At 73.5% G+C, this 12,363-nt stretch carries 12 protein-coding genes; 3 read left to right on the plus strand and 9 right to left on the minus strand.

What is annotated here, in order from left to right:
* Positions 1 to 26 precede the first annotated feature (26 nt).
* The 3 genes from ABT070_RS21000 to ABT070_RS21010 all read right to left on the minus strand — a co-directional run bounded on the left by ABT070_RS21000 (position 27) and on the right by ABT070_RS21010 (position 2,239).
* Entirely contained in the window at positions 27 to 653 is a 627-nt protein-coding gene (locus ABT070_RS21000) for a TetR/AcrR family transcriptional regulator (protein ID WP_351762703.1), read from the minus strand.
* Positions 654 to 725: 72 nt separating this feature from the next.
* The gene (locus tag ABT070_RS21005; protein WP_351762705.1) at positions 726 to 1,013 is read right to left on the minus strand and encodes a YiaA/YiaB family inner membrane protein; all 288 of its coding nucleotides are present in this window, start codon (positions 1,011 to 1,013) and stop codon (positions 726 to 728) included.
* 74 nt (positions 1,014 to 1,087) lie between these two features.
* Positions 1,088 to 2,239 (minus strand): acyl-CoA dehydrogenase family protein, encoded by a 1,152-nt coding sequence (locus ABT070_RS21010; RefSeq protein WP_351762873.1) that lies wholly within the window; start codon positions 2,237 to 2,239, stop codon positions 1,088 to 1,090.
* Between the two features lie 91 nt (positions 2,240 to 2,330).
* Here ABT070_RS21010 and ABT070_RS21015 point away from each other — a divergent pair, with 91 nt between their 5' ends.
* Genes ABT070_RS21015 through ABT070_RS21025 form a run of 3 tightly spaced genes read left to right on the plus strand, consistent with a single transcriptional unit; the run spans position 2,331 to position 4,940 of the window.
* Complete coding sequence (locus ABT070_RS21015) at positions 2,331 to 2,972, plus strand: TetR/AcrR family transcriptional regulator (protein WP_351762708.1); 642 nt, start codon at positions 2,331 to 2,333, stop codon at positions 2,970 to 2,972.
* Positions 2,973 to 3,006: 34 nt separating this feature from the next.
* Positions 3,007 to 3,909 carry an ArsR/SmtB family transcription factor gene (locus ABT070_RS21020; protein ID WP_351762711.1) on the plus strand — a complete coding sequence of 301 codons (903 nt, stop codon included), beginning with the start codon at positions 3,007 to 3,009 and terminating at the stop codon, positions 3,907 to 3,909.
* Positions 3,910 to 3,959: 50 nt separating this feature from the next.
* Positions 3,960 to 4,940: a DMT family transporter gene (locus ABT070_RS21025; protein WP_351762714.1), complete on the plus strand. Its 981-nt coding sequence runs from the start codon at positions 3,960 to 3,962 to the stop codon at positions 4,938 to 4,940.
* Between the two features lie 320 nt (positions 4,941 to 5,260).
* Here the strand turns inward: ABT070_RS21025 and ABT070_RS21030 are convergent, their stop codons facing one another.
* From ABT070_RS21030 to ABT070_RS21055, 6 genes are all read right to left on the minus strand, one after another.
* Positions 5,261 to 6,343, minus strand: coding sequence for a Zn-dependent alcohol dehydrogenase (locus ABT070_RS21030; RefSeq protein WP_351762717.1), 1,083 nt, complete (start codon positions 6,341 to 6,343; stop codon positions 5,261 to 5,263).
* A 15-nt stretch (positions 6,344 to 6,358) separates the two neighbouring features.
* On the minus strand, positions 6,359 to 7,747 hold the full coding sequence (locus ABT070_RS21035; RefSeq protein WP_351762720.1) for an aldehyde dehydrogenase family protein: 1,389 nt from the start codon (positions 7,745 to 7,747) through the stop codon (positions 6,359 to 6,361).
* A gap of 139 nt (positions 7,748 to 7,886) precedes the next feature.
* Positions 7,887 to 9,224: an ABC transporter ATP-binding protein gene (locus ABT070_RS21040; RefSeq protein ID WP_351762722.1), complete on the minus strand. Its 1,338-nt coding sequence runs from the start codon at positions 9,222 to 9,224 to the stop codon at positions 7,887 to 7,889.
* Positions 9,225 to 9,460: 236 nt separating this feature from the next.
* On the minus strand, positions 9,461 to 10,180 hold the full coding sequence (locus ABT070_RS21045; RefSeq protein ID WP_351762725.1) for a class F sortase: 720 nt from the start codon (positions 10,178 to 10,180) through the stop codon (positions 9,461 to 9,463).
* On the minus strand, positions 10,167 to 11,021 hold the full coding sequence (locus ABT070_RS46275; protein WP_502990175.1) for a hypothetical protein: 855 nt from the start codon (positions 11,019 to 11,021) through the stop codon (positions 10,167 to 10,169). The genes ABT070_RS21045 and ABT070_RS46275 overlap by 14 nt, the downstream gene beginning before the upstream one ends.
* A gap of 103 nt (positions 11,022 to 11,124) precedes the next feature.
* Positions 11,125 to 12,360: an MFS transporter gene (locus ABT070_RS21055; RefSeq protein WP_351762876.1), complete on the minus strand. Its 1,236-nt coding sequence runs from the start codon at positions 12,358 to 12,360 to the stop codon at positions 11,125 to 11,127.
* Positions 12,361 to 12,363: the final 3 nt, after the last annotated feature.

Raw genomic sequence — 12,363 nt, forward strand, 5'->3', positions numbered from 1 at the left:
CACCCGCGGGCGACCGCCCGTGGGTGCTACTTCGCGGCGCCCACCATCCGCAGCACGAGGTCGGCGTACAGCTCGCCGACCTCGTCGGGCGTGCGGGGGCCGTCCACGTTGAACCAGCGGGCCACGTCGATGCAGAGGGACAGCACGGCGAGGGTCGTGCCCTGCACGTCCGGTACGGCGAACTCGCCGCTCGCCACGCCGTCCTCGATGATCCCGCGCACCTCGGCGTCGACCTGCCGGCGCAGGCCGAGGATCTCGGCGCGGGCGTCGGGGCCGAGCGCGTCCAGTTCGTACTGGACGACCCGTGCCGTGGTGCGCCGCCCGGCGTGCCAGCGGACGAAGGAGCTCACGGCGTCCGCGAGGCGCCGGGTCGCGTCGCCCTCGCCGGCGGCCGCCGTGCGCAGGATGCCCAGCGCGCGGTCGTGGCCGATCCGACTGATGCGGTGGAGCAGCTCTTCCTTGGTCTTGTAGTGGATGTACAGGGCCGCCGGGCTCATCCCCGCACGGCCCGCGATGTCGCGGGTCGTCGTCGCGTGGTAGCCGCGCTCGGCGAAGGCCTCCACAGCGGCGACCAGCAGTCGCCGGGCCGCGTCAGGGGTGACCTCTTCCCACGGCTCGATCTCGCCGCCGGCCGTCTCCTCCGCGGTACTCATCGCTCGTTCGCCCCTCTCGGTACAGGAGCTACACCATACCGCCGAAGGTGAGCGGCCGCTTAGAGTGCCTGCTCAGATCTTCTCGAAGGGATCGTGGTCGGCGAGGAGCTTCTCCAGGCGGGCCTGGTCCACCCGGCTCACGATCTGCCCGGCCTCCTGACGGTCGCGGATCACCTTCGCCAGCGTGAAGGCGGAGGTCACCAGATACAGGACCGCGATCGCCAGGAAGCCGCGCACCCAGCCGTCGGTGTGGAGGTTGTAGATGCCGATGGCGGTGGCCGCGATGGCTATACCGAAGGAGGCCACGGCCTGTCCGTAGAACGCTGCCGTGCTCTGCTGCTTGACCGGTGTGTCACTCATGGGGACAAGCTTCGGCGGAGGTGGCCCGCGCCACATCCGCGCACCTACTCAGACTCGTACTCAGGTGCTCCTCCTCAGAACGCCGACACCCCCGTCAGCGCCCGCCCGATGAGCAGCTTCTGGATCTGGCTCGTGCCCTCGTAGAGGGTCATCACCCGGGCGTCGCGCAGGAGTTTGCCCGCCGGGTACTCGTCGACGTAGCCGTAGCCGCCGAAGACCTGGAGGGCGTTGTTGGCGGCGCGGACGGCGGCCTCCGAGGCGAACAGCTTGGCCTTGGAGGACTCGGTGGCGAAGGGCAGGCCCCGGTCGATCAGGTCGGCGACCCGCCAGGTCAGCAACCGGGCCGCGTCCACGTCGACCGCGATGTCGCTGATCAGTTCCTGGACCAGCTGGTGGTGGGCGATGGTCTTGCCGAACTGCTCGCGCTCGCCCGCGTACCGCACCGCCACGTCCAGGGCGGCCTGCGCGATGCCGACACAGCCGGCCGCGACCGACATACGACCCTTGGCCAGCGCCGACATCGCGACGGAGAAACCCTTCCCCTCGGGCGCCAGCATCGCGGAGGCGGGCACCCGGACGTCGTCCAGGACCAGTTCGGCGGTCGCCTGGCCGCGCAGGCCGAGCTTGCCGTGGATCGCGCGACGGCTCAGGCCCGGGGCGTCGGTGGGGACCAGGAACGCGGAGACGCCCTTGTGGCCCGGCGCGTCCGTCGAGCGGGCGAAGAGCAGGACCACGTCGGCCCAGGTGCCGTTGGTGATGAACATCTTGGTGCCGTTGATGACGTAGGAGTCGCCGTCGCGGACCGCGCGGGTGCCGAGATTGCCGGCGTCCGAGCCGGTGCCGGGCTCGGTGAGGCCGAAGCAGCCGACGTACTCGCCGGACGTCAGTCCCGGCAGCCAGCGCCGCTTCTGCTCCTCGTCCCCCCAGGCGGCGACGGACTTCGCAACCAGTCCCAAGGAGACGGACACGATCCCGCGCACGGACGAGTCCCCGCGGCCCAGCTCCTCCGTGACCAGGCAGTACGCGAGGTGGTCGCCGCCCGAACCGCCGTACTCCTCGTCGATCGTCAGGCCGAGGAAGCCGACCTCGCCGAGCTTCTTGACCAGGGACCGGTCGATGTCCTCGGCACGGTCCCAGGCGACGACGTGCGGGGCGACCTCTCGGTCCACGAAGTCCTTGGCGAGCCGCCGGACGGCCTCCTGCTCCTCGCTGAGCGCCAGATTCACCACGAGATCACCTCACAGAGGAAGGCCTTCAGGACCGCTTCGTCATTCGCATTTAAATTAGCACTGCTAGTTTACGCTGTGCAGCCCTACTATGTGCGCCATGGCCCGACCGCGCAAGCCCCTTCTCAGCACCGACCGGATCGTCGAGACCGCACGGACGCTCGTGGACGCGGAGGGCCTGCCGGCCGTCTCCACCCGGCGGCTCGCCGCCGAGCTGGGGGTGAGCGGACCCTCGCTCTACAACCACTTCCGCACGAAGGACGAGATCCTGGAGGCCGTCGCCGACTCGGTGAGCGCGCAGGTAGACCTGTCGATGTTCGAGGACGGCCGGGAGTGGCGGACCGCGCTGCACGACTGGGCCGTCTCCTACCGCGCCGCCCTGCGCGACCACCCGAACATCGTCCCGGTGCTCGCCCAAGGCCCCGGCCGCCGGCCCGCCGGGCTGCGGCTCGCCGACGCGGTGTACGGCGCGATGGTCCGCGCCGGGTGGCCGCCCGCGCAGGCCACCTCCATCGGCGCGCTGATGCGGTACTTCGTCATGGGATCCGCCCTCGGCTCGTTCGCCGGCGGATTCGTCGACGACGTGAGCGCCTACGACCCCGCCGACTACCCGCACCTCGGACAGGCCCACCTCCTCGCCGACCAGCAGGAGAAGATCGACGAGCGGGCGTTCGAGACCGGGCTGACGGCACTGCTGGACGGGCTCTCCCAGCAGTTCGAGCAGCTGCCCTAGCACGGTTCGGCGGCCACCGAACTGTCCGTCGCGCATGCTGGAACACGTGAGCATCACGGACACCGGGAACGACAGGGACGTACGGGCGCCGGGGCTGGCCGCCCTCGCCGCGCTCGTCGCCGACGAGACGCGGGCCGTCTGTCTGCTGGCGCTGCTCGACGGGCGGGCGTGGACCGCCGGTGAGCTGGCCCGGCACGCGGGAGTGGCCCCGTCGACGCTGAGCGAGCACCTGGGCAAGCTGGTCGGGGGTGGACTGCTGGCCGAGGAACGTCAGGGGCGGCACCGGTACGTACGGCTCGCCGACACCCGGGTCGCCCAGCTCGTGGAGGACCTGGCCGGCCAGGTCGCCCCGCACCGCGCCCACCGACCGCGCACCCTGCGCGCCGCGAGCGCGGGATCGGCGATGGCCCGGGGCCGGACCTGCTACGACCACCTCGCCGGCCGGCTCGGCATCGCCGTCACCGACGCGCTCACCGCCCACGGACTGCTGAGCGCGGCGAGTGAGCCTGAAGGGCGGACCGGCGGGGCCGGGACGAAAGCGACAGCCGTACCGGCAGCGCAAGCGGCAGCGACAGCGGCAGCGACAGCGGGGCTGGACGCGAGCAGACCCACGACACCGGCGGCCTCGGCGGCTCCGACGGCTCCGACCAGGGAACGGGCCACCGGGTTCCTGCTGACCGAGGCCGGGCTGCGGTGGTTCGAGGGCAACGGCATCGCGCTCGACCGCGCGACCCGCAGGCCGCTCGCCCGCGCCTGCCTCGACTGGACCGAGCGCCGCCCCCACCTGGCCGGTGCGGCGGGCGCGGCCCTGTGCCGGCACGCCCTCGACGCGGGATGGTGCGTGCGGATCGGCTCCGAGCGGGCCGTGAAGGTGACGGTGGCGGGCGAACGGGCGCTGGCCGAGCTGCTGGGCATCGAGGCGGCGGCGCTGCGCTGACGTCCGAAATCCGCGAGCTTCGACCCGCCCTTCTTCCTAGCCTGAGGAGCATGATGAACAGCCCCCGGCGTACCGAACGTCGTACAGAGTTGCTCGCCGCCGGTGCGGCCACCGTGACCGTCGTGCTGTGGGCCTCGGCCTTCGTGTCGATCCGCAGTGCGGGCGGGGCCTACTCACCGGGGGCGCTGGCGCTCGGGCGGCTGGCCTCCGGGGCGCTGGTGCTGGGGGTCATCTGCGCCGTACGGCGCGCGGGGTGGCCGCCGCGGGCCGCCTGGCGCGGGATCGCCGTGTCGGGCGTGCTGTGGTTCGGCTTCTACATGGTCGTCCTCAACTGGGGCGAGCAGCAGGTGGACGCGGGCACGGCGGCCCTGGTGGTGAACATCGGGCCGATCCTCATCGCCCTGCTCGGCGCGCGGCTGCTCGGGGACGTGATGCCGCCGCGGCTGCTGGCGGGGATGGCGGTGTCGTTCGCGGGCGCGGTCGCGGTGGGGCTGTCGATGTCGGGCGAGGGCGGATCGTCGGTGCTCGGGGTGGTGCTGTGTCTGCTTGCCGCGTTCGGTTACGCGGGCGGGGTCGTCGCCCAGAAGCCCGCCCTGAGCCGGGCGACCGCGCTCCAGGTGACGACGTTCGGATGTGTCATCGGGACGGTGGTCTGTCTGCCGTTCGCGGGGCAGCTGGTCCACGAGGCGGCCGACGCGCCGGTCTCCGCGACGCTCAACATGGTCTACCTGGGCGTCTTCCCGACCGCCCTCGCCTTCACCACATGGGCGTACGCCCTGGCCCGGACGACCGCGAGCCGCATGGGCGCGACCACGTACGCGGTACCCGCACTGGTCGTCCTGATGTCGTGGTTGGCGCTGGGCGAGGTGCCGGGGCTGCTCACCCTGGCCGGTGGCGCGCTGTGTCTGGCGGGAGTGGCCGTGTCGCGGTCGAGGCCCCGCACGCCGCCGACGCAGACGGCCGACGCGGCGGCGGACGCAACGCAGGGGACGGACGCGGCGCGGGTGGATGTTCCGAAGCCGGGGGCCTGACCAGGAGGTCGGCCCCCGGACGGGGCGAGGACGCCCAGCTCGGCAGAGACCGTGCGGGCGGGCTGAGGCCGCTGTCCGGACGGACTGAGGCCGCCGCCCCGGCCCGCACCGCCCCAGCGCGCTGTGCTGCCGGAGCGGGGCCGCGCCCCTGCTCGCCGAGCCCTAGCGGGCCGGGACCGAGCGGGCCGAGGCCGAGCGGGATCGTCGCCGGAACGAGGCCGGGTGGGCGGGATCGTCGCCGGAACGAGGCCGGGCGGGCGGGATCGTCGCCGGAACGAGGCCGGGCGGGCGGGATCGCCGCCGGACGGGCGGGGGCGCCGTCAGAACAGCACCAGTGCGCGTCCTCCCTTGCCCGCCAGCATGTTCTCGAAGGCGCCCGGGATGTCCTCCAGGGCGATGCGCTCCGTCACCAGGGCGCTCAGGTCCAGCCGGCCCGCCCGGACGTGGTCGGCGAGGACCGGGAGGTCCTTCGCCGGGTCGCAGTTGCCGTAGACGCAGCCGGCGAGGGTGCGGCCCCAGTGGAAGAGTTCCAGGGCGTTGAAGGTGACCTGCTGGTCCTTGCCGCCGATGCCGACGACCGTGGTGCGGCCGCCGCGCCGGGTCGACTCCCAGGCCGTCCGGATGGTGACCGCGCGGCCCACGCACTCGACGGCCACGTCGACCCCCTGCTTGCCGGTGAGGGCGCGGATCTCGCGGGCGGTCCGGTCGGAGGCGACCACGTACTCCGTGGCGCCGGCCGCCCGAGCCAGTTCCTCCTTCTCCGGGGAGACGTCGACGGCGACGATCGTCGAGGCGCCGGCGATCCGGGCCGCCTGGAGGGTGGCGAGGCCGACTCCGCCGACGCCGAAGACGGCGACCGTCTCGCCGGGACGGACCTGCGCGGAGTGGTGGACCGCGCCGTAGCCGGTGAGGACGGCGCAGCCGAGGAGGGCGGCGTCGGTGAGGGGGATGCCGTCCGGCAGGGGCAGCACGCAGGAGGCCGGGACGACGGTCTCCTCGGCGAAGGCGGCGACGTTCAGCCCGGGGTGCAGGTCCGTGCCGTCCGTCGTGCGGGCGTACACCTCCGCGGCCCCGTTGAGGGCGTTCACGCACAGCCACACCTCGCCGAGCGTGCAGGGGTGGCAACTTCCGCAGGAAGGAGCCCAGTTGAGGATGACGTCGGCGCCGGGCGCCAGGTGTTCGACTCCCTCGCCGACGGCGACGACCGTGCCCGCGCCCTCGTGCCCGAGGACGGCGGGGACCGGCACCCGCATGGTGCCGTCGGACAGGGACAGGTCGGAGTGACAGACTCCGGCGGCGGCGAGCCGGACGCGGACCCGGCCGGGGCCGGGGTCCGGAAGGTCGATCTCCGTGATCTCCAACGGAGCACCGATGGCGGGGAGTACGGCGGCGCGGACAGCCATGTTCGGGTGACTCCCTTAGAACTGGAGGGATTTGGTCTGGAGGTACTCGGCGAGGCCGTGGGCGCCGAGTTCACGGCCGACGCCCGACTGCTTGTAGCCGCCGAACGGCGCGAGCGGGTTGAAGCGTCCGCCGTTGATGTCGACCTGGCCGGTCTCCATCCGGCGGGCGAAGGCGACCGCCTCCGCCTCGTCGCCGGCCCAGACGGCGCCCGCGAGTCCGTAGACGGTGCCGTTGGCGATCCGCAGGGCGTCCTCCTCGTCCTCGTAGCGCAGGACGGACAGGACGGGGCCGAAGATCTCCTCCTGGGCGACGGCCATGTCGGGGGTGACGTCGGCGAAGACCGTGGGGCTGACGAAGTAGCCCTGTTCGTGCGGGGATTCGAGGCCGCCCGCGACCAGCCGCGCGCCCTCGGCGACGCCCTTCTCGATGTAACCCCGCACCCGGGCCCGCTGTTCGGCGTTGACGACGGGGCCGATGCGGTCGGCGTACTTGGCGGCCGCCGCCGCGGCGAGCTCGACCGCCTCGTCGTACCGGTCGCGGTGGACGAGCATCCGGGTCCAGGCGCTGCATGTCTGGCCGGAGTTGGACATCACGTTGGCGACGCCGACGTTGACCGCCCTGGCGAGGTCGGCGCTCGGCAGGATGACGTTGGCGGACTTGCCGCCGAGTTCCAGGGCCACCTTCTTGACGGCCGCGCCCGCCGTCGCAGCGATCCGCCTGCCGACGGCCGTGGAGCCGGTGAAGGACACCAGGTCGACGCCGGGGTGCTCGACGAGCGCCTGGCCGGCGACCGGGCCGAGGCCGGTGACCAGGTTGAAGACGCCGGCCGGGACGCCCGCCTCGTGGACCGCCTCGGCGAAGAGCTGGGCGGTCAGCGGGGTGTCCTCGGCGGGCTTCAGGACCACCGTGCAGCCCGCGGCGAGGGCCGGGGCGACCTTGGCGACGATCTGGTGCAGCGGGTAGTTCCAGGGGGTGACGGCGCCGACGACGCCGATCGGCTCCTGGAACACCGTCGAGTTGCCGACCTTCTCCTCGAAGGAGTGGGTCGCGGCCAACTCGGCGTAGGTGCCCGCGACCGCGATCGGCACGGCCGCGTGGACGGCCCGGGAGAAGGCCAGGGGCGAGCCGAGTTCGGCGGTGACCGTCTCGGCGATCTCGTCCTTGCGGGCCGCCAGGACGTCCCGGAGCGCGGTCAGGCGGGCGGCGCGCTCGGCGGGCGGGGTCGAGGACCAGCCCGGCAGGGCGGCGCGGGCCGCCCGTACGGCGGCGTCGACGTCGACGGCGTCGCCCGCCGGGACCCGGGCGATCACCTGCTCGTCCACCGGGTCGACGACCTCGATCACATCCCGGCCGGCAGCCGGGCGCCAGGCGCCGTCGAGATAGATGCCGTCATGTGCCTTCATCGCGTTCCCTTCGGGCGGGCCTCGTCGTCCGCGACCTAAACTAGCGCTGTTAGTTTTCTGGCACCAGAGGACGGCGGATTCAGGACGGAGAACGCGCGGGACGACCGGCCCCGGACCGCGGACGGCTCGGGACGCCCGCTCACTCGTCGAGGTCCGGCAGCCGGGCCGGAGCCGGGCTGATGCGCTCGCCGTGCTGGTCGAAGACGAAGAGATGGGCGATGTCGACGAGGAGCGGCACCTGCATCCCGTGCCGGAGGTCGAAGTCGGGCGTGGTCCGCACGACGAGGTCGCCGAGGGGGCGGGCCTCCGGGGACGCGGGCGGCCCCTCCTGCGCCGCCGGGTCGTCCAGGACGCCGACCGCACCGGACCGCAGGCCACCCGCACCCTTGCGCAGCCGGCCCAGGACCCCGCCCTCGCGACGGCGCCGCCGGGGCGGCCGCTGGACGGGGCGGGGCGCCTCCAGCTCCGGCACGACCGCGAGCCGGGAGCCGGTGTTGAAGTGGACGAGCACCTCGTGGCCCTGGAACTCCACGTGCTCCACCAGACCGGTGATGTGCGTCTCGCCGGGCCGGGCGTCGGCGGGCGTGGCGATACGGACCGCCTCCGAACGCAGTCCGACGATCACCTCGCGGCCCTGCTGCACCCGCAGCAGCTTGTGGTCCAGGCAGTGGGGTTCGGGCAGCCGCAGCGCCTGCTTGCCGAGGCTGATCGTCATGGCTCCGTCGAGCGGGGCGCGGACCAGGCCGCGCAGAAGGTTGATGCGCGGGGTGCCGATGAAGGCGGCGACGAAGACGTTGCGCGGCAGGGCGTAGACCGACCGCGGGGTGCCCACCTGCTGGAGGACGCCGCCGCGCAGTACGGCGACCCGGTCGCCGAGCGACATGGCCTCGGCCTGGTCGTGCGTGACGTAGACCGTGGTGACGCCCAGATGCCGGGTCAGTTTGGATATCTCGGCCCGCAGATGGTTGCGGAGCTTGGCGTCGAGGTTGGACAGCGGCTCGTCCATCAGGAAGGCGGAGGGGTGCCGGGCGATGGCCCGGCCCATGGCCACGCGCTGGCGTTCGCCGCCGGAGAGCTGGCCGGGGAAGCGGTCGAGGAGGTCCTCGATGCCGAGCATCCGGGCGGTGGCGTCCACGCGGGGGCCCGGGTCGGCGCCGGGGGCCTCGATGCGCAGCGGGAAGCCGATATTGTCCCGGCCGGTCATGTTCGGGTAGAGCGCGAAGTTCTGGAAGACCATCGCGATGTCCCGCCCCGAGGGCGCCAGGTCGTTGGCGTACTCGCCGTCGAGCCGTAACTCGCCCTCCGTGATGTGCTCCAGGCCGGCGATCATGCGGAGCACGGTGGACTTGCCGCAGCCGGAAGGGCCCAGCAGGACCAGGAACTCGCCGGGCGCGATGTCCAGCGACAGCCGGTCCACGACCCGGACGCCTCGGGTGTGGACCTTGCTGACGTCGTGCAACGAGATGGCGCGTGTCATGAGAAGTGTCCCCGGGGACTCGTGTGCCGGGCCGGCCCGGCCGGTGCTCCGCTGTCCGACCTGCCCCGTGCGGGTCGAACGGGGCTTGTGAGTCACGGAAGTTAACGGACTGTGTGCGCCCGGGGGAAGAGACACGCCCGGATCGGACGCTCCCGTCCGACAGGTGAGAAACCGGACTGCCTGATTCAGCGGGCGCCGGCCGCGGGCCGCGGACACCGGCGCGGCCCGGCGGCGGGTCAGCGGGTCGCCGTCAGATGGGCGAAGACGACGACGTTGCTGGTGTATCCCGTCGCGTGCCGGAAGAGGCCCCCGCAGGTGAGGACGCGCAGTTCGGGGCGGCGGGTCGGGCCGTACACCTCCTTGTCGGGGAAGGTGGCCTTGTCGAAGACGCGCACCCGGTCCACGGTGTAGACGGCCGTGTGTCCGTCGGCGCGCCGGGCCTCGATGCGGGCGCCCCGGGCCACGCGTGCGAGGCCCGCGAAAACCGCCGGGCCGGTCTTGGTGTCGCGGTGGCCCACGGCGATGGCGGTGCCCCGCTCCCCCGGTGTGGGGCCGCCCCCGTACCAGCCGACCAGCTTGGGCCGGTCGAGCGGGGGCGTCCCGAGGTGCCGGTCCGGGCCGAGCCGGAGCGGGACGATCGGCGCGTCGATGCCCAGGGAGGGCACCCGCAGGGTGGTCGCCGGGGACCGGGGCAGCGGGCGGGGAGGGGGGCCCGGGCTCTCGGACGCCTTCTTCCCCGCCGTCCGGTCCTCCTCGTCGGCGTCGCCCCCGAGGGCGAGGACGGCCCGCGCCCCGCCGGACGCCACCTCCCCGGCCCCGGCCGCCGTCGCAGGGCCGTCGTGTCCTCCGCACCGGACGCCGACCGTCACCAGGACGACCGCGAGCACGGCCGTCCTGGTGAGGCGGTAGGCGCGGGTCCGGTGCCAGGGCCTGCGTGTGCGCCTACGCGGCACCATGGGCGCGGCGGCGGATCAGCCGGAAGTAGGCGACTCCGCCGACGGCCACCAGTCCGACGGCCGCGGCTCCGGCCAGCGGGGTGAAGGCCTGCGAGGGGTCGGCGAGGCCGCCGCCGCCCGCGTGCACGCCGCCCTCCGGGCCGCCCTTCTCGCCGCTCCAGGCGGAGCCGCCCTGCGTGCCGCCTTCCCGGCCGCCGGCGCCCTGCGTGGTGCCGTTCTGCGTGGTGCCGTTCTGCGCGGCGCCGTCCTGACCACCGCCGCTCTGCGTGGTGCCGTTCAGCGCGGTGCCGTTCTGACCGCCACCGTTCTGGCCGCCGCCATTTTGGCCGCCGCCGTTCTGGCCGTTCGGCCCGCCGGCTTCACGGCCGTCGTCGGTGATCGGCCGGTTCGGGCTCCCGTTCCCGTCGCGCCGGCCCTCCGGGCAGTTGATCTTGAAGACCTTCACCTTGGGCGTGATCGGGATGTCCCCGGCGATGGTCCACTCGAGCGTGTACGACCCCTCGGCCAGTCCCAGGATGTCGGTGTGCCCGGCGCCCTGGGTCAGGGTGATGTTGCCGGAGACGGTGGCGGTGTCGGGGGCCGGGGGCCGCGCCTTGATCGTGTAGGCGACGGTCGGCAGCTCGCCGAAGTTGGCGGCGTCGAGGTAGAAGCGGCAGGCCACCGGGTCGTCCTTCGAGACGCCCGGGGGGACCTGCTCGCGGTGGATCCTGATGTCACCGGCCTCCCCCACGGCCACGGCGGACGGTGCCGAGAGGCAGGTGAACCCCGCCGCGGCGAGCACCGTGAGGGCCGTGACGCCGAGGCGGGAGCCGAGGGCGGACGGGAGCGTCGAGCTGGACATGCGCATTCCTCCGAGTCAGGACGATTTTCATACAAATCGCTCTTGCACCTGACTCTCTTTCACATCGGCGTCCACGACTGTGGGAGCGCCGCCCGACGCGCCGTCAGACATCGCTCGACCGGCGCAACCCCGATCCGGACCGGCGCCGCGGCACGGCCGCCCCCGCTCCGCCGTCCCCCCGCGAGCGCACCGCCACCCCCGACGACACCAGCAACAGCGCCCCCAGCATCACGAACGGCGCGGCCACCCCCGCGACCCCGGCCACCAGCCCCGCGGCGGCGGGCGCGGCGACCTGGCCGAGCCGGTTGCCGGTGAGGCGGAGCGCCAGGGCGGTGGAACGGGCGCCGTCGGGCGCCGCCTGGACGACGGTCGTCATGGACAGCGGCTGCCCGACGCCGAGGCAGAAGCCGAGCAGCGCGAGGATCACGCCCAGTCCCCAGACGGGCACCGGCAGGGCGATCCCGGCGCACAGCAGGGCGGCCAGCAGACACGTCACGGTGAGCAGCGGGGTCCGGCCGAGCAGCCGCAACAGGGGGGTGAGGACGAGCCGGCAGGCTATGGAGGCCGCCGCCCGGACGCTGAGCAGGACGCCGACGACAGCCGGCGCGATGCCCCGGTGTTCGCCGACCACCGGCAGATAGGCGGTGAGGATGTCCGTCGCGGACAGCACGGACAGGCTGATGAGGATGCCCGCGGGGACGCCCCGCGCGTTCAGGATGCGGCCCACGGGGACCCGCTCGCCCTGCTCCGTACGGGACTTGGGCGCGGTGTCGCGGTGTTCGATGCGCCACAGCGAGGTGAACGCGACCGCGCAGCCGGCGCCCGCGACCAGCAGGGCCAGTGCGCTGCCGGCCGCCATGTCGGCGCCGCCGATCAGCGCTCCGGCCGCGATCGGGCCGACCAGCTGGCCGAGGGAGGCGCCGATGGTGAAGTGGCCGAAGTTGCGGTCCTGTTCGTGCGGCGCGGACTGACGGGCGACCAGCGACTGCGAGCCGATGACGAAGCAGAGATGGCCGAGGCCCATCACCCCGCTCCACAGGGCCATCGTCCAGAGCGAGCCGGCGACACCGCTCAGCACACAGCCGCCGGATATGAGGACCACCCCGACGGGCAGCAGGGGCGCGCAGCGGCCGTGGTCGGTGCGCCGGCCGAGCGGTACGGCGGCGAAGAGCGGCAGCAGCGCGTACACGCCCGCGATGACGCCGATCGCCCGCTCGTCCGCGCCCAGTGCGAGGGCCCGGTAGGAGACGGCGGGCCGGGCCATCGACACCGCCCCCTGCGCGAAGCCGAAGGCGATGACGAGACGGAGCAGCCAGCCGCGGTTCCCGCCGGGCCTCACAAG

The organism is Streptomyces sp. NPDC002884 (assembly GCF_040295245.1).
Lineage (GTDB): Bacteria > Actinomycetota > Actinomycetes > Streptomycetales > Streptomycetaceae > Streptomyces.